The sequence below is a fragment of the Stenotrophomonas sp. genome, assembly GCF_050737575.1.
In the GTDB taxonomy this organism is placed as follows: Bacteria; Pseudomonadota; Gammaproteobacteria; order Xanthomonadales; family Xanthomonadaceae; genus Stenotrophomonas.
This window is the reverse complement of record NZ_JBOHXW010000004.1, coordinates 174,476-191,925: the sequence shown is the minus strand read 5'-3', so window position 1 is coordinate 191,925 and position 17,450 is coordinate 174,476. Positions and strand designations below refer to the sequence as shown.

General features: G+C 64.6%; 15 protein-coding genes. 14 read left to right on the top strand and 1 reads right to left on the bottom strand.

Annotated elements, in window-relative coordinates:
• Nucleotides 1-14 precede the first annotated feature (14 nt).
• From ACREP4_RS09400 to ACREP4_RS09360, 9 genes are all read left to right on the top strand, one after another.
• Nucleotides 15-947: a type II secretion system F family protein gene (locus ACREP4_RS09400; protein ID WP_431595922.1), complete on the top strand. Its 933-nt coding sequence runs from the start codon at nt 15-17 to the stop codon at nt 945-947.
• Nucleotides 947-1,768, top strand: a complete 822-nt coding sequence (locus tag ACREP4_RS09395; RefSeq protein WP_431595921.1) for a Flp pilus assembly protein TadD — start codon at nt 947-949, stop codon at nt 1,766-1,768. Before ACREP4_RS09400 ends, ACREP4_RS09395 begins: the two co-directional genes overlap by 1 nt.
• A complete protein-coding gene (locus ACREP4_RS09390) occupies nt 1,765-2,151 on the top strand; it encodes a DUF3613 domain-containing protein (RefSeq protein ID WP_431595920.1) in 387 nt (128 codons plus the stop codon). The genes ACREP4_RS09395 and ACREP4_RS09390 overlap by 4 nt, the downstream gene beginning before the upstream one ends.
• 8 nt (nt 2,152-2,159) lie before the next feature.
• Complete coding sequence (locus ACREP4_RS09385; RefSeq protein ID WP_431595919.1) at nt 2,160-4,307, top strand: TadG family pilus assembly protein; 2,148 nt, start codon at nt 2,160-2,162, stop codon at nt 4,305-4,307.
• Between the two features lie 151 nt (nt 4,308-4,458).
• Nucleotides 4,459-5,157 (top strand): DUF2968 domain-containing protein, encoded by a 699-nt coding sequence (locus tag ACREP4_RS09380; protein WP_431595918.1) that lies wholly within the window; start codon nt 4,459-4,461, stop codon nt 5,155-5,157.
• A gap of 313 nt (nt 5,158-5,470) precedes the next feature.
• Nucleotides 5,471-6,331: a thioredoxin gene (trxA, locus tag ACREP4_RS09375; RefSeq protein WP_431595917.1), complete on the top strand. Its 861-nt coding sequence runs from the start codon at nt 5,471-5,473 to the stop codon at nt 6,329-6,331.
• A gap of 158 nt (nt 6,332-6,489) precedes the next feature.
• On the top strand, nt 6,490-8,151 hold the full coding sequence (locus ACREP4_RS09370; RefSeq protein ID WP_431595916.1) for a FecR domain-containing protein: 1,662 nt from the start codon (nt 6,490-6,492) through the stop codon (nt 8,149-8,151).
• Nucleotides 8,148-9,779: a CHASE2 domain-containing protein gene (locus ACREP4_RS09365; protein WP_431595915.1), complete on the top strand. Its 1,632-nt coding sequence runs from the start codon at nt 8,148-8,150 to the stop codon at nt 9,777-9,779. The genes ACREP4_RS09370 and ACREP4_RS09365 overlap by 4 nt, the downstream gene beginning before the upstream one ends.
• 63 nt (nt 9,780-9,842) lie before the next feature.
• Nucleotides 9,843-10,304 (top strand): DUF4442 domain-containing protein, encoded by a 462-nt coding sequence (locus tag ACREP4_RS09360; protein WP_431595914.1) that lies wholly within the window; start codon nt 9,843-9,845, stop codon nt 10,302-10,304.
• Between the two features lie 43 nt (nt 10,305-10,347).
• Here ACREP4_RS09360 and ACREP4_RS09355 read toward each other — a convergent pair whose 3' ends face one another.
• Nucleotides 10,348-11,658 carry a hypothetical protein gene (locus ACREP4_RS09355; protein ID WP_431595913.1) on the bottom strand — a complete coding sequence of 437 codons (1,311 nt, stop codon included), beginning with the start codon at nt 11,656-11,658 and terminating at the stop codon, nt 10,348-10,350.
• A gap of 77 nt (nt 11,659-11,735) precedes the next feature.
• On the opposite strand from ACREP4_RS09355, the gene ACREP4_RS09350 reads away from it, so the two are divergent.
• The 5 genes from ACREP4_RS09350 (at nt 11,736) to ACREP4_RS09330 (ending at nt 17,446) form a co-directional block, all read left to right on the top strand.
• On the top strand, nt 11,736-12,413 hold the full coding sequence (locus ACREP4_RS09350; RefSeq protein WP_431595912.1) for a DUF502 domain-containing protein: 678 nt from the start codon (nt 11,736-11,738) through the stop codon (nt 12,411-12,413).
• A 344-nt stretch (nt 12,414-12,757) separates the two neighbouring features.
• Nucleotides 12,758-14,659: a DUF885 domain-containing protein gene (locus ACREP4_RS09345; protein ID WP_431595911.1), complete on the top strand. Its 1,902-nt coding sequence runs from the start codon at nt 12,758-12,760 to the stop codon at nt 14,657-14,659.
• Nucleotides 14,660-14,691: 32 nt separating this feature from the next.
• Nucleotides 14,692-15,750 (top strand): serine hydrolase domain-containing protein, encoded by a 1,059-nt coding sequence (locus ACREP4_RS09340; RefSeq protein ID WP_431595910.1) that lies wholly within the window; start codon nt 14,692-14,694, stop codon nt 15,748-15,750.
• Nucleotides 15,747-16,139 (top strand): SMU1112c/YaeR family gloxylase I-like metalloprotein, encoded by a 393-nt coding sequence (gene gloA2 / locus ACREP4_RS09335; RefSeq protein WP_431595909.1) that lies wholly within the window; start codon nt 15,747-15,749, stop codon nt 16,137-16,139. Before ACREP4_RS09340 ends, gloA2 begins: the two co-directional genes overlap by 4 nt.
• Before the next feature lie 413 nt (nt 16,140-16,552).
• Nucleotides 16,553-17,446, top strand: a complete 894-nt coding sequence (locus ACREP4_RS09330; RefSeq protein ID WP_431595908.1) for an ABC transporter ATP-binding protein — start codon at nt 16,553-16,555, stop codon at nt 17,444-17,446.
• The last annotated feature ends 4 nt before the right edge of the window (nt 17,447-17,450 follow it).

Sequence of the window (17,450 nt, the reverse complement as noted above, 5' to 3'; positions counted from 1 at the left end):
TCAGAGGTCGCGCCATGAACCTGCTGCTGTCACTGTCTTTGATGCTGGTAGTCATCGCGCTGCTGTTGGCGGTCGCCGGCCTGCTGTATCACGGCCGTCGCACGCAACAGGCCAGCGCCGCATTGCAGAGCGCGCTCGACAGCGCACAGCATCTTGCCCCGGACACCACCGCGCCGCGCAGCTGGTTGCAGCAGCGCCTGGCGGATCTGTCGGCCATCGGCCAACACTTTGAAGGCAGCCGCGTGCAGAAGGCATTGCTGGCGCCGGAAGACCGCCTGTTGCTGGAACAGGTGGGCTGGAACCACACCACCGGCACCGCTGCATTCCTTGCATTGCGGGTGATTTTGGCAGTGGCGTTGCCCGTGCTCGGCCTGCTGCTGTTGCGGCCCTCCGGCGGCCAAGCCTTCATCGTGCTGATGGTGGGTTTCGCGCTCGGCATCCTGCTGCCAAAGCTGGTGTTGCGCACCTGGGCAGCGCGCCTGCGCAGAAAAGTGGATGACGAACTGCCGCTGTTGATCGACCTGCTGCGGCTGCTGCAAGGCGTTGGCTTCAGCATCGACCAGAGCCTGCAGATGATGGGCGAGAAGCTGCATATCGCCGTACCGGTGCTGGGCAAGGAACTGCAGCTGGCCCATGTCGCTTACACGCGCGGGCGCAGCCGCGAGCAATCACTGCGACGCCTGTCCGACTCCTTCGGCAACGACGACCTGCGCAGCCTGATGCAGATGATCCTGCAGGTACACCAACACGGCGGCGCGGTGCAGGAACCGCTCAAACAATTCGGCATGCGCTTGCGCGAACAGCGGCGGATGAAGATGAAAGAGAAGGTCGGGAAGCTCTCGGTGAAGATGACCGTGGTGATGATGGTCACGCTGTTGCCGGCGTTGATGCTGGTCCTCGGTGGCCCGGCCATCATCTCACTGGTCAATGCAGTCAGGGGAATGTGATGCGCGCACGCACTTGTCTTTCGCTTCTATTGGTGCCGGTATTGCTCGTCGGCTGCGGTAAAAACCGTGCTGCCTACAAAGTGCCGCCGGTCGAACCTTCGCTGGTCGAAACACCGCAGAATGATCGCGGCATGTATCTGGACCTGATCCGGAAGATGCAGCAGCAAGGCGCCTACTTTGCCTCGCTGGCGCATATCGATGCGTTCCGCCAGCGTTTCGGCGACAGCCCGGAGCTGCGCATCCTGCAAGCCGATGGCCTGCGCGAAACCGGCGAACGCGCCGTCGCCGCACAGCAGTACCGCAGCTTGACCAAGGGCCCGCAAGCCGCACCGGCTTGGCACGGGCTCGGCCTGATTGCCGCCACCGACAACGATCACAGCGGTGCACAACTCGCGTTGCAGAACGCCGTGCAGATTGATCCGCTCAACGTCGCCTATCTCGGCGACCTCGGCTTCGCGCTGCTGCAGTCGGGCGAGCTCGAACTGGCGCGCGTGCCACTGGCCAAGGCGGCCGAACTCGCGCCAGGCAATGTGCGCGCGGTGTCCAATCTCGCATTGTGGGCCTTGCTCAATGGACAGCCGGAAATGGCCGACGCGATGATCCAGCGCGCGAATCTGCCGCAGGCCACACGTCAGGAAATTCTGCGACTGGCTTCAACCCTTCGCAGGCCCGTCGCCATCCATACCGATACCCACACAACGCCCGCATCGCTGGCCGCGCAACAAGCCCCCAGCACAACCTCGCTACGGCCGCTGCCACCGCGCTCCATGCTCGACCGCTTCAGCCCCGCAACCGCCCCGCTGCAGGAGACCGTGCAATGAGCAAGCGTTCCGTGATCGCCGCCCTGCTGTTGGCTGGATTGCCAACGCTTGCCTGCGCACAACACACGCCGTTGATCGAGCGCATGGCCGACGCACCGGCAGCGCCCGCAGCGACGGCGTATGCCACTACGCCGGCTGATGCCGTTGCGTCCGTCGCCACCACCCCACTGACAAGCACCTCAACGCGTTCGCAGGTAGGCGACACCACCCGCGCCCTGCTGCGCATGCAGGCCGATGGCAGCCACGCCGGCAATGCGCTGCCGATGCTCGGTGAAACCGCCAGCCGCAGCTACCAGCGCTATCTCAACAGCTTCGATCACCCGATCCCCGAGTACTTCGAAGCCACCCTGCCCAATTCCAAGCAAGGCGGCAGCAGCCGCTGAGGCCAGCCATGAAACGCCTGTCCCTGCAGTTCCGCAACGGTCAGCGACATTCTCCCCCGTGCAACTCGGCGTTGCGCCAGCGCGGTGGCATGGCGGTGATGATGATGCTGTTGCTGCTGGGCCTGGTGGCCATCTTGGGGTTGGTGGAAGTTGGCTACTTGTACTGGGCCAAGCGCGACGTGCAGAAGACCGCCGATCTGGCTGCGTTGGCCGGCGCGCAACGTCTGGAGCTGTGCACCACCGATTACGCCGACAACCTCGCTGCACGCGACAACGCACTGGACGACAACGGCTTTGCCGGCACGCTCGCCATCGACTGTGGCTACTGGGGCGCAGAACTGCCCAGCAACGCGCGCTTTGTCGGCATCACCGCAACAAGCCGTCCGTTGAATGCGGTGCGTGTCACCGCATCACGACAGTCCGTGCCGTTCTTCGGGCAGATCGGAGCGATGCCGGTAATCAGCGCCACTGCCACCGCACGCCGCACCGAACCGCAGGCCGCTTTCAGCGTTGGCTCACGGCTGCTCAACGTCAACGGCAGTGCGCCGCTGCAAGGCCTGTTGCGGCTGGTCGGCATCGACCTCAATCAAACGCAGATCGGCAGCTACCAAGGTTTGGCCAACGTCAAAATCACGCCACGCGGTTTGTTGGAAGCGCTCGGCATTCCGGTCGCGGTGGACATCAGCGCTGGCGAACTCAACAGTTTGCTGGCCACCAACCAGATCAGCGTTGCCAAGCTGCTGGATGTCATGGCGGACCTGGCCAACGATCAAGGTGTGGCGAACGTCAGCCTCGGCCTGCTGCAACAGAAATTATTGGGCGTTGGGTTGAGCGATGTACTGGTGCAACTGGGCTCCACCGCAACCAGCAGCGGTCTGTTCGCCACCATCGCAGGCGGCAGCAACGCCGCCAGCAGCGCGCTGGATGTGGACCTCAACGCGCTGGACCTGCTCGGCACCAGCATCTCCATTGCCAACGCCAAACATGCCGTTGCCATTCCGCAACTCGACCTGCTGTTGTTGAAGGCCAAGGCCAGCATCGTGGAGCCGGCCTCCATCGCCATCGGCCCGGTCGGCACCACGGCGTACAACAGCCAGGTGCGGCTGTTTCTGGATATCGACTCGCAGCACCTGCCACTGGGATTGGGCCAGGTGCTGGGCTTCCTCGGCACCCGGATCAAGCTGCCGACCTATATCGACGTGATCGACGGTTTTGGCCGGCTATCGGCCATCAACTGCAGCGTGCAGCCGGCGACCGCCACGGTTGACGTGGAAAGCCCCATCGCCAACATCTGCATCGGCAAGGCAACCACGCCGTGGGATTCGACACGCGAGTTGTGCAACACCGGCCTGGGCAACGAGCAGCTGATCACCCTGCTCGGCCGCAATGTGCTCACCCACAAAATCGCCCTGCCCGCGCTGCCCAATCACGACCAGCTGGTGCTCAGCGAAGGCCAGACCGGCACGGTCAAGCCCAACGATCTTCAGGTCGGCACGCTGGTGTCGGATCTGGTTGGCGCGCTGCTGGGCACGCTGCAATCGCTGCTCTCCCCGCAAGGCAGCAGCACCGATACCGCCCAGGATGTCGCGCGGCAGTATCTGGAAGCCACCAAGGTCAATGGCTTCTACCAACCCGACGCCGTCGTCGCTGCATTGCGCGACGGAAGCGCCACACTGCCGGCACTGGGCAACTGGGACACGCAGATCCCCACCTGCGATTACTGGCTGCTGGGCTGCACCCCGAAGAAGGTAAACGGCAACGTGTGGACCGGTTTCCTCTACGAAACCAACGTCAGCGATCCGAGCATCATCGGCGGCCTGCTCGACGTGCTGGGCATCACTTCCTGCAAAGGCCTGCTGGCCGGATTGCTGGCCTACAACAGCTGCGTGGAGAACGCCTTGGCCAAGTACCTGCAAACCAAGCCCGGCGGCATCAGCGGCAATGGCAGCTACAACCCGGTCAGTGGCAGCGGCAGTTGCTCGGGCGTGGTGTGCAGCCTGCTCAAACCCGTCATCGACGCCACCCTGCGGCCGGCGCTTGATGCGGTCGGCAAGCTGTTGTCGGTGATTCTGTCCGACGTGCTTGGCCTGCAACTGGGCCGCAGCGATGTACACATGCAGTCGATCCAATGTGGCCGCAGCCAGCTGGTGGAATGAGCCAATCAATCGCCCGCCGGATCGTTGCGGCACGGCGCTTTTTGCCGCAGAAACGCGTGCTATGCTCGGCGCCGACCCGTACGCAATCAGCATCTGCGACGGCCATCGCAATTCGGGGGAATTACGAGGATCTATGAGAAGGATCGAGAGATTGCCGGCCCGGTTGGCCTGGGCATTGCTGCTTGCTGGCCTTGTGGCCGCTCCCCACGCGCTGGCCGCGCGTTGGCAGCGCGGTGAAGCCGAGCCGCCCGCCGCACCGGCCAACAGCGAAGACACCGCCGTCGGCAACACCGTTGCAGAACTGCAGCGGCTGATGAACAACCGCGAGCTGACCGAACTGCGCACCACCTACAACGGCAACTACGGCGCCAGCCTGCTGTTCCATGCCGATTCGATGAACTATTACGTGGCGCTGTTCCACGAAAAAGAGTTCTGGCGGGTCATCCGCACCGACTCGGTGGAAAACGCCGAAGCGCTGTATGTCACCTTCGCCGACCAGACCAAGCAGTTGGCCCAGGTCTACCTGGACACCATCCGTCTGCAGGCCGGCAAGGGCTATAGCGAAAAACTGGTGGCCTTGAACGAACGCCGCCTGCGCGGCCTGCAGCAGGAAGTGGAGCAGCAGCGCCAGCAGTCGATGCAGGTCAGCAACGCCCTGCAGGAGCGCAAGCAGCAAGCCGTCGCCTTGAGCTCGGACCTGCGCGCCACCAACACCCAGCTCGAAGCGCTGGACAAGCAGATCAAGGCGCTGCAGGCATTGCAGGTCAATCCGGAACTCTCGTTGCCACCGGCGCCAGTCGCCGCCCCGGCAGTGGTAACGCCGGCGACCGAGTCACCCGCACAACACTGAGCAAGCCACCGCGCACGCTCCCGGACAGCCCGCCCTTGGCGGGCTGTCTGCGTATGGAGCCGATGCCGCCCGCGCCGGTGCCGGAACGACGGACAAGCGGCGTAGGCTGGGATGAAATTCCAGCGCGTCATCCATCCCACAAAAGACGCTGGGATTGCATCCCAGCCTACGCAACGGGCAACCGCATCCTGCGGCTGAAGCCACTCCTACCCCCACCGCACCGCACGTCGCCCCCAAGGGTCCGCATCCAGGTGGTTGAGAACCCAAGCAATCGTCGCCATAAAGAACATTCCTGTCAGTCACGAATCCCGTCATGAGCGAACTTCCCCACGTTTTCGAAGCCACCACCGACACCTTCGAGGCCGAGGTTCTGCAGAAGTCGATGCAGACGCCCGTGCTGGTCGACTTCTGGGCGACCTGGTGCGGCCCGTGCAAGAGCCTCGGCCCGCTGCTGGAAAAACTGGCCGGTGAATACAACGGCGCTTTCGAGCTGGCCAAGGTGGACGTGGACAAGGAGCAGCAGGTCGCTGCCGCATTCCAGATCCGCTCGGTGCCGACCGTGTTCCTGATCAAGGACGGCCAGATCGTTGATGGCTTCCCCGGCGCCATGCCCGAAGGCCAGCTGCGCGAATTCCTCACCCAGCACGGCGTGCTGCCGCTGGAAGCGGCCCCGGTCGCCGATGAACCCGAAGCCCTTGCGCTGGATCCGCAGGCCGAAGTCGCCGCGTTGCGCGAGGCCGTCGCCGCCGAACCGGACAAGGACGAACTCAAGCTCGACCTGGCACTGGCCCTGCTCAAGACCGGCGCTGCCGAAGAAGCCGGCCCGCTGCTCGACGCCCTGCCCGCCAACCTGGCCACCGACGACCGCGCCATCCGCGCCCGTGCCCGCCTGGACTTCAGCAACGCGCTGAAGGACGCACCGGCCACCGACGTGCTGACCCACCGCATTCAGGCCGACAGCAATGACCTGGAAGCCCGCTACCAGCTCGGCATCCACCACCTGCTCGGTGGCGAGGACGAAGCCGCACTGGAGCAGTTCATCGAGATGCTGCGCATTGACCGCAACTTCCGCGACAGCCTGCCCAAGAAGGCCTTGATCGACGCTTTCCGGGTGATCGAGGACGAAGACCTGGTCGGCCGCTTCCGCCGCCGCATGTCCTCGCTGTTGTTCTAGGTGGCACACGTTCAGGCAGACGAAACGCGGCCTGAATGATAATGCGGCGCTGATCAAATCCATGATCGCGCCGCAGCGGTATCGCGGTATCCGGGGGGATGGAGATGCACGGTCAGGAAGCCGCGCTCCAGGTACCCGTACCTGAGGACAAGATTTCCGTGACCCTGCAGAACCCGCGATTCCTGCACTTTGGCGTGTTGCTGAAAGTGCTGCTTGCCAGCCTGTTGCTGCTCAACACCGTTCCAGCCCACGCCCAGGACTGGAGTTACCGTGTCCGCCCCGGTGACAACCTGTGGGACCTGGGCGCGCGTTATCTCAAGCCATCTGTACCCTGGCAACAGCTGAAACAGCACAACGCGGTTTCCGATCCGTACCGCCTGCCGCCCGGCCAGACCCTGCGTTTTCCAATTGCCTGGCTGCGGGTTGAGCCGGCACCAGCGCGCGTGCTTGCGGTACGCGGTCCCGCCCAGGTAACGAGTAAAGGGCTGGGTTCGCAACCCATCCGCGAAGGCATGCAACTGCCGATGGGCAGTGAAGTCCAGACCGGCGCCGACGCCAGCGTGACGTTGGTGTTTGCCGATGACTCGCGCCTGCTCCTGCGCGAAAGCTCGCAGATCCTGCTTGACCAGCTCAGCAGTTACGGCAGCACCGGCATGGTCGATACCCGCATCCGCCTGCAGCGCGGACGTAGCAGCAACCGGGTAACGCCCGCGCGCGGACCGGCTTCGCGTTACATGATCACCGCGCCCACCGCGACCAGCAGCGTGCGCGGCACCGCGTTCCGCGTCAGCGCAGGCAATGCAACCGTCGCCGGCTCCACCGAAGTGATGGAAGGCCGCGTGCAGGTGGGCAACCGCCTTGGTCAACGTCTGGTTGAACCCGGCTACGCCAGCATCAGCGCGTCCAACAGCGCTGCGCCGGCGCCGGCGCACGCACTGCTGCCCGCCCCGCAACTCGACCCAACACAGCTGCGGCTGGCGCCACTGCCCTTGCTGGCAACCTGGCAAGCCGTGCCCGGCGCCAGCGGCTACCGCGCTGAAGTGGTACGCGCGGATACACCGGAAGTGCTGCTGTTCGCCCGCGACCTTGCCGAACCGAAGCTGCAGATCGACGACCTGCCACCCGGCCAACTGCAGCTGCTGGTGCGTGCGGTCAGCGCCGAAGGTGTGGAAGGCCTCGATGCCGAACAGACCTTCAGCGTGCCCGACGGCCTACCGGCACCACTGACATTGGCACCGTTGCACGCGCAAACCGTCCGCCAAGCGCAGCCCCGTTTTGAGTGGGCGACCGTGCCCGGTGCCACCGGTACCGCCTTGCAGATCGCCCGCGAACCGCTGTTCCTGCAGCCTTTGCTGGAACAGGAAGCACGCGGCAACCGCGTTCGCGCCGAGTCCGCGCTCGAACCGGGCGACTACTTCTGGCGGGTCGCCTCGCTGGACGCGAACGGTCAGCGCGGTCGTTTCGGCCAAGCCCTGCCACTGCAGATCAGCGATGCCCCGCAGGACCCGCAGCTGCAGTCGGACAAGGGCCAGAAAGGTCTGTTCACGCTGCGCTGGCAGGCGGGCGAAAGCGGCCAGCGCTATCGGGTGCAGATCGACCGCCATGCCGATTTCTCCAAACCACTGCTCGACCGTGAAGTGGACACGCCTGAGGTGTCGCTCAAGCAACCCTGGCGCGGCGGCAAGCTGTACGTGCGGGTGCAGACATTGGACGACGACGGCTATGCCGGCCCGTTCTCGCCAGCGCAGCAGATTCACCTGCCCTGCAAGCTCTGCTACGGCGCCGGAACCGGCGCCCTGTTACTGCTGCTCGCGCTATGAGAGTGCTGCGGCTGCGCTGGCATCAACACCTGCTGCTGGCCGCCGTTGTCGGTGCCGTGGCCGGCTGGATCAGCCACGCCAACGTGTTCTGGCAGCAGGATGAAAATGCCTATGACCAACTGGTCGGCAACTGGGATTACCCAGCCGATCCCAGCCTGCTGATCGTTGCCATTGATGACCACAGCCTGCAGCAACTCGGGCAATGGCCGTGGCCACGCAGCACCCACGCGCGCGTGCTGGACCGGTTGCAGGAAGCCGGCGCCGAGCGGGTCGCGCTGGACCTGATGTTCATCGAGCCGGACCGCAAGGACAGTGCGCAGGACACGCTGCTGGCCGATGCGATTGAGCGCAGTGGCAACGTGCTGCTGCCGGTGCTCGCCGTCGCGCCCAGCGATGAGGCCGTGCCGGAAGAGCTGATGCCGGTGCCGGCCATTGCCACCGCCGCCGCGCAGCTGGCGCACACCGACATCGAAATCGAAGGCGACGGCGTCGCGCGCGGCCTGTACCTCAAGGCCGGCATCGGCTCAGCGTACTGGCCGGCACTGGGTCTGGCCCTGGCCGGCACCTCCGGAACCGTGCCTGGGTTGCCCAGCCCGCAGGACGACGCGCTCACGCCATACCAATGGCACCGCGACAACTACGTGCGCCTGCGTTACGCCGGCCCGCCGGGCACCTTCCCGCAGGTGTCCTACAGCGATGTGCTGGAAGGCCGCATTGCACCGGGCCTGCTGCATGGACGGCGGGTGATCGTGGGCATGACCGCCAGCGGCGTCGCCCCACGCCTGCTCACGCCCACCTCACACGAACGCTGGATGAGCGGCAGCGAATACCAAGCCAATGTCGCCTCGATGCTGCTCGGGCAACACGTCATCCTGCCGCTGATGCCGCCGGCGCAGATCGCCTTTGTCACCCTGTTGGTAATGCTGTGCACCTTGGCCACCACCTCGTCATTGCCACCGTGGCTGGTAGGCGTGGTGGCGATACCGGCGCCCTTACTGCTCAGTTTCATCCTGCTGCGCGGCTTCAACCTGTGGTTCGCGCCGGTCGCGGCCGTGGCCAGCATCGTCGTCCTGCTATTGGCCTGGGGGCTGTGGCGCATCCGCTACTGGCGCCGTCAGGCCAATCGCGATCCGCTCACCGGCCTGGCCAACCGCATGCGCTTTGAAGAAACGCTGCAGCTGGAGACCGATGCTGCGCGCCGCAGCGGCCGCCCGCTGAGCCTGCTGCTGGTCGATGTGGATCACTTCAAGTCCTACAACGACACCTACGGCCACTACATCGGCGACAAGGTGCTGCGCCAGGTCGCCGACACCATCCACGACCTCGCCCGGCGCCCGCGCGATCTGGCAGCTCGTTTCGGCGGTGATGAATTCGCGGTGATCCTGCCCGACACCCCACAAGCTGGCGCCGTACAGCTGATCGAAAGCTTGCTGGCACGCACTCGCCAGCAAGGCATCAACGTGGACAAGGGCCATCTGGCCCAGGTCAGCCTCACCATCGGCGTCTACACGGTGGTGCCAGCCGCGCTGGATACCCCGGCGCGCCTGTTCGAGGCCGCCGATGCCGCCCTGTACCGGGCCAAGGAAGCCGGCCGCGATACCTACCGCGCCGAGCCGCCGCCCGCCTGACACCCGGCAAACCATACGCATGCGAATGCTAGACTGGCCGCCCTTCGCTCAACCTGCCCTGCGATGAAAGCCAGCCTGTTCCGCTTCGGCATCAACCTGTGGCCGCCGTTCCTGTTCGCCGGCATCCACGTCACCGACATCAGCGCCGACTACCGGCATGTTCGGGTCGAGCTGCGGCAACGGCCGTGGAACGTGAACTACGTGGGCACCCATTTCGGCGGCAGCCTGTTCGCCATGACCGATCCGTTCTGGATGCTGTGTCTGCTGCAGAACATGGGCAGCCGCTACTTCGTCTGGGACCGTGCTGGCGCCATTGAATTCCTCAAGCCCGGCCGTGGCGTGGTGTCGACCGAGTTCAAGCTCGACGACGCCATCCTCGACGAGGTCAAGGCCGCCACCGCGAGCGGCGAAAAATACCTGCGCTGGTTCGACAACGACATCGTCGATGCCAAGGGCGAGGTGGTCGCCCGGGTGCGCAAGCAGGTCTACGTGCGACTGAAGCCCGACGCTCGCGCACAGGGCTGATTCAACCCGCCGGATCAACGCACGATTGATCCGGCCTGATCGATCAAGGCTCCACCGCGGTGCCCGGCAAAGGCACCGCGAAGTCCATGCCGTTATCTCTGGCGTGGTAAGACACCACCTGCAGGCTGGTGCCCTCCTTGCCCAATCGCAACGGCCGTTTGCCATCACGCAAGTGGGCCGGCATCTGCGCCAAGGCAGCCGCCGCATTGGCCTGAGGATTGGCCCGCATCCACAACAACGCTTCGGCCAGCCGCAGCCGCGCACCGGCGTCCTGCAGGGACAAACCGTAGTCGTTGAACGCCGGCCCCGAAATGCTCGCCACGATGCAGCCCATGGCATTGGCTGCGCATTCCAAACGCCAATTGCTGCGTGATATGCGTTCCCACTGCACCGGGATGTCAGCCGCCAATGCCTCGGTGCTGCGCTGTGTGCAGGCACCGGCCATCGGCACTGCGAGCAGCGCTTCGGTTTTGGGCTTGTCCAGCACCAACCAGGCGAACGATGCCGGCGTAACCGCAAGGCCGCTGCTGACCATCGCAAATTCACCCTGCATCGCCGGGCACAGGCTCAGCGCCTGCGGGGCCGGTGTGACGAACACACCGTCACAACGTGCAGGCAGCGGCTGATCCAGCGGCAACTCCGCCAGCACCGATGCCAGCAGCTGCACGTTGCCGCCGATCATCGCCGCACCCAGATTGGTCGGCACCAAACCGTCGCTATGCGACATCAATGTTTTTGCCGTGCGCACATCACTGCAGATGCCGGCCAACGCTGCATCGCTACGGCCCTGCACATGGGCCAGCGCATGCGCCGACAGCGAGCGTTGCAGCAAGTTGAAACTGGGCATGGGCAAGCGCGCATCCGCAGCAAAGCGACTGCGGTAATGGCTGTCGCCGGACAAAGCGTTGATCCGCACCAGCAACCCCTGCTGATCGACCAGCGCAGCTTCCACGCTGGTCGGATCGGCGCGCACCTGCGCCAGACAATCGGTCTGTCGCCAGCGGCAGGGCAAAGTCGCGTCAGGCACCTCGCGGTAGCGCCCCTGCGCAGAACTGGCCGTGGCTGCCGCCGTGAACGGTGCATCGCCGGACTGCTCGGCCAGGCGCCGCATCCGCGTTTCGTCTTCGGCAAGGATCGCCGCACGCGCGTCAGCGGGCACACCCTCAAAGCCGATGAGCCAGATGCCATCGAATGCGTTGCCGCCGGCCGGTGGCTCGGCAGGCGCTGGACGCAGCAGCGCCAAGGCTTCCTGCTGTGCCTTGGGCAGCGGCATCAGCCGCGACACCATCCACACCCCGACCACCAGCAGTACCAACGCCGCCAGAACCCGCAGCACCCATCGCAATCCCTTCAACACAGCGTTCTCCCCTTGTATTCGTCCCTGAACGCGGCTGAGCTTATCCGCCGGTGCGGTGCCGCTACAATCGACCAATGTCGCCCGATGCCGTGTCCCCCTCCCCCCGCCCCTCCCTGCAACGTCTTTTTCTGACCGGCCTGCTCACGCTGCTGCCGATCTGGCTGACCTGGGTGGTCGTCAAATTCGTGTTTGTGCTGCTTTCGGGCATCAGCAGCCCGCTGGTGATCCCGCTGTCCGAGCGCATCGCTGCCTCGTTCCCGCACTACCTGGGCTGGATCAAAGTGGAGTGGATGCAGGACCTCACCGGCCTGCTGGCCACCCTGCTGGTGATCCTGGCCGTTGGCATCCTCAGCCGCCGGGTGATCGGCCAGCGCCTGCTGCGGTGGTTTGGCGCGGTGATCCGCCGCATTCCGTTGGCCAGCATCATCTACGACAGCGCCAAGAAGCTGCTGGACATCCTGCAGACCCAGCCGGGCAGCACCCAGCGCGTGGTGTTGATCGACTTCCCACACCGCGACATGAAGTCGGTCGGCCTGGTGACCCGCGTCATCCGCGAGACCGGCACCGGCCGCGAGTTGGCCGCCGTCTATGTGCCGACCACGCCCAACCCCACGTCCGGCTATCTGGAAATCGTGCCGGTGGAACTGCTCACCCCCACCGACTGGACGGTGGACCAGGCGATGAGCTTCATCATTTCCGGCGGCGCCGTCGCTCCGGAAACCGTGCCGTTCACCCGCACCGCTGACCGCTGAATCCGACGGGGATCAAATCCCCGCCCGCTACGAACGAAACAAGCGAACGTTGCAGTCCGGGTAAGCGCCAGCGCACCCGGGGCTGCTCACAGCAAACCCAACAAGCCTGCAGATCTGACGTGGTCCTGCTTCCGGGTGCGCTCCGCGTACCCGGGCTACCTTTGCTGACGCTTATATCGGCCACGTTGCTACGGTGCCTGTGCGCCTACTCCGCCGCTGGCTGCGCCCGTTTAACGCCTTCGTAACTCCAGTTGTAACGCCGGGTCGTATTCAAACAACGGGCCGCTGGTCGTCGCGTGCGTTATCGGGCAAGCTCCCGGGCCAGTGTGTTTTCGGACCAACCGATGCCTTTCAGCCCGCTTCGCCTTCTTGCGCTCGCAATCGCTTCAATCATGACGTTGTCCGCCGTGGCTCCGGCCGAGGCAGCCAAGAAGAAGAGCCAGCGCCCGGCGTCGTCGCAGAGCCGCGCGGCCAAGCCCAAGCCGCGTACCGCACCGCGTCCGGCGCCGCGCCGCGCGACACCGGCACCGCTGCCGATCCGCCAGGACAAAGCCGCCCAGCTCAATCGCATCTACGACGAATACTGGGATGCCTCGATGCGGCTGAACCCGCTGCAGGCCACGTTCCAGGGCGACACCCGTTTCAACGACCAGTTGCCGAACTTCCTGTCACCGGCCTCGCGCCAGCAATCGCATGACTTCATGGTCGAGTGGCTGGGCAAAGTGGAAAAGGTCGGCACCGACGGACTGCAGGGCCAGGACCTGCTCAGCTACGAAATCTTCCTGCGCGATGCGCATGTGTCCCTGGCCGGTGAGCAGTACCCGACCTGGATGATGCCGATCAACCAGTACTACAACCTGTCCAGCATCATCGCGGTACTCGGCTCCGGCGCAGGCGCGCAGCCGTTCCGCACGGTCAAGGATTACGAGAACTGGTCGCGGCGCTCGCTCGGCATCCCTGCGTTGTTCGACCAGGCCATCGTCAACATGCGCGAAGGCATGGCCGCCGGTGTGGTGCAGCCGCGCACGCTGATGGAAAAGGTATTGCCGCAGCTGGATGCGGTGATCAAGCCGACCGCAGAGGAAAGCCTGTTCTGGGGCCCGATCCGCAACATGCCGGAGGATTTTTCCGCCGAGGACAAGGCGCGGCTGACCGCGGAATACAAGCGCATGATCGAGTACCGGATCATCCCCGCGTACCGTTCGCTGCGTGGCTTCATCGCCACCGAGTACATGCCGGCCACCCGCCGCACCGATGGCATGAGCGCATTGCCCAACGGCCAGGCGTGGTACGCGTACAACGTCGCCAGCAGCACTACGCCGGCGCGCACGCCGGCAGAGATCCACGCGCTTGGCGAGCAGGAAGTAAAGGATCTGCAGGCGCGCATCACCACGGTGATGAAGGACGCCAAGATCCGTGGCTCGATGCAGAAGACGTTCAACGCGATGCGCAGTGATCGGCAGTTCGTGTTCAAGGACGCCAACGCCCTGTTGGCCCGCTATCGTGAGACCGGCCAGCGCGTGGAGGCCGTGCTGCCACGCATGTTCAACCAGCGTCCCAAGGCGGCACTGGAAATCAAACCAGTGGAGCCGGAGCGCGCGCTCACGGCAAGTGCGGCCAGCTACCAACCTGGCAGCGCCGATGGTCAACAGCCGGGCGTGTTGTACGTCAACACCGGCGACCTGCCCTCGCGCAAACGCTGGTCGGTGACGCTGCAATACCTGCATGAAGGCATTCCCGGCCATCACTTCCAATTGGGCGCACAGCAGGAGTTGGCTGGTTTGCCGCGCTTCCGCCGGCTGGGCGGCGATGTCGCCTATGTCGAAGGCTGGGGTTTGTACGCCGAATCGCTGGGCGAGGAACTTGGCCTGTACAACGACCCTTACGATCACCTCGGTTATCTGCAGACCACCTTGCTGCGCACCGTGCGCCTGGTCGCCGATACCGGTTTGAACGCCTCCGGCTGGAATCGCCAACAGGCCATCGACTACATGGTCGACAACGTCGACATCGCCGCCAGCGATGCAGCCTCCGAAGTGGAACGCTTCATGGCGCTGCCCGGGCAGACGCTGGCGCTGCGCGTGGGAGAAATCAAAATCCAGATGCTGCGTGACAAGGCCAAGGCCGAGCTCGGCGAGCGTTTCGACGTGCGCGAGTTCCACCATGAAGTATTGAAGGACGGCTCGATGCCGCTGGATATTCTGGAAGCCAAGATCGACCGCTGGATCGCCAGCAAAAAAGCCTGACAACCAACCCTGGAGCTGCCATGTACCGGTGGATGTACCGACTCGCCCCGCTGTGCCTGTTCGCGTTCTCCACCGCCATGGCGGCCCCTGTTGCGGCGCCGCCCGATCCCGGCATTGATGCACTGATGCAGGCCTATGACGGCCAGGTGCCGGGCGCCTCGGTGCTGGTGCTCAAGGACGGCCAGCCGGCATTTCGGCGCAGCTACGGATTGGCGGCGGTCGAAGACCGCACCGCCGTCACCCCGGCAAGCAATTTTCGATTGGCGTCGGTGAGCAAACAGTTCACCGCCGCGGCGATTCTGCTGTTGGCCGAAGACGGTGCGCTGTCCATCGATGACCCGTTGAAGAAGTGGCTGCCCAGCCTGCCCGCCGTGGCCGACACCATCACGCTGCGGCAACTGCTCAGCCACACCAGCGGCCTGCTCGATTACGAAGACTTGATGAACCCGGCCGACACCCGCCAGGTTCACGATATCGACGTGCTGCAGCTGCTGGAAAAAGAGAACCGCACCTACTTCACGCCCGGCAGCGACTACCGCTACAGCAACAGCGGTTACGCGTTATTGGCCTTGGTGGTGGGCAAGGCATCGGGCAGCGACTTCGCCAGTTTCCTGCGCCAGCGCATCTTTCTGCCACTTGGCATGAACAACACCTACGCACATCAAGACGGCGTGGACGATGTGCCCAACCGCGTCTACGGCTACAGCGAAATCGACGGCCGCTGGCAGCGCACCGATCAAAGCACCACCAGCGCGGTGCTTGGCGACGGCGGCATCTATTCGTCCATTGACGACCTCGCCAAGTGGGATGCCGCGCTGTACGACGAACGCCTGCTGCGCCGCAGTTCGTTGCAACTGGCGTTCAGCCCTGCCACCAAAACCAACGAACCGGATGTGCCGCATTACGGCTTTGGCTGGCGCATCAACGGCGACGCGCTGTGGCACAGCGGCGAGAGCATTGGTTTCCGCAACGTGATCGTGCGTTATCCCAAGCAGAAGCTGACGGTGATCGTGCTGACCAACCGCAACGCGCCGGAACCCTACGCACTGGCGATCAACATCGCCCGGCGCTGGCTGGATGCCGCGCAATGAAATTGTTGACCGGCATCCATCATGTGGCAGTGATTGCGTCGGATTACGCGCGTTCGCGGGACTTCTACGTGCGCATTCTTCGGCTGGACGTAACTGCCGAGAATTTCCGCGCCGAGCGTGACTCGTGGAAGCTGGACCTGCGCCTGCCCGACGGCAGCCAGCTGGAGTTGTTCTCCTTTCCCACCCCACCACCGCGCCCGAGCCGCCCGGAAGCCTGCGGCCTGCGCCACTTGGCGTTCCGTGTGGAAGCACTGGACGCGGTGGTCGCCCACCTGCAAAGCGAAGGCGTGGACTGCGAGCCGATCCGCGTGGATGAGTTCACCGGCCGCCGCTTCACCTTCTTCGCGGATCCAGATGATCTGCCGCTGGAGTTGTACGAAGGCGAGTGAGGCTGAGGGCTGTGGCTTTTGGCTGTGGCTTTTGGCTGTGGCTTTTGGCTGTGGCTTTTGGCTGTGGCTCCTGATTAAGCCCCTCTCCCGCCTGCGGGAGAGGGGTTGGGGTGAGGGCAGCTCTGGCTTTGGCTTTGACCTTGGCTTCTATAAAAACCTTTGAAGCAAGCACCAAGCACCCTCATCCGCCCTTCGGGCACCTTCTCCCGTAAACGGGAGAAGGGAGCAGCTCAGCTGCGCGTGCTTCTGACATCTCCTGCGCTTCCTGCAATTCCTGCATCTGCACGCCCTTCCCTGTACCCCTGTCACATCCGCCGCACCCGCACGTCCTATGACCTAGTGACTTCCGGCGCATTGCCCGTCGTGGGCGTGGCCTGAATGATGCTTCCATCATCCAAGGAGAGGTTTTGTCCATGCTGCAGATCCGTGGTTTGTCGAAAACCTACGCCAATGGCGTGCACGCGCTGAAGAATGTCGACCTGGACATCCCGCGCGGCATGTTCGGCCTGCTGGGCCCCAATGGCGCCGGCAAATCATCGCTGATGCGCACACTGGCTACGCTGCAGGAAGCCGACTCCGGCAGTGCAACGCTGACCACCGCCGATGGCGCCAGCATCGACGTTCTCCGCGACAAGGATGCATTGCGCCGCCGGCTGGGCTACCTGCCGCAGGACTTCGGTGTGTACCCGAAGGTGAGCGCACTGGATCTGCTCGATCACTTCGCCGTGCTCAAAGGGCTCACCGCGCGCAAGCAGCGCAAGGAAGTGGTGGAAGGCCTGCTGCAGCAGGTAAACCTGTGGGATGCGCGCAAGCGCAAGCTCGGCACCTACTCCGGCGGCATGCGCCAGCGCTTCGGCATCGCCCAGGCATTGCTCGGCAACCCGCAGCTGGTGATCGTGGACGAACCCACCGCCGGCCTCGATCCGGAAGAACGCAACCGCTTCCTCAACCTGCTGGCGGAAATCGGCGAGAACGTGGCGGTGATCCTGTCCACGCACATCGTCGAGGACGTGACCGACCTGTGCCCCAGCATGGCCATCATGAACAAGGGACAGGTGTTGTTGACCGGCCGCCCCGCCGACGCCATCGACGCGCTGCAGGCGCAGGTGTGGCGCAAGCAGGTGACCAAGGCCGCGCTGCCAGAGTACGAATCACGCTTCACCGTGCTGTCCACGCGCCTGATGGGCGGGCACCCGGTGATCCATGTCTTCAGCCAGTCGTGTCCGGAACAGGGCTTCGAGCCGGTGGAACCGGGTCTGGAAGATGTCTACTTCCAGCGCCTGCGCCTGCAAGCGCAGGCGGCCTGACGGA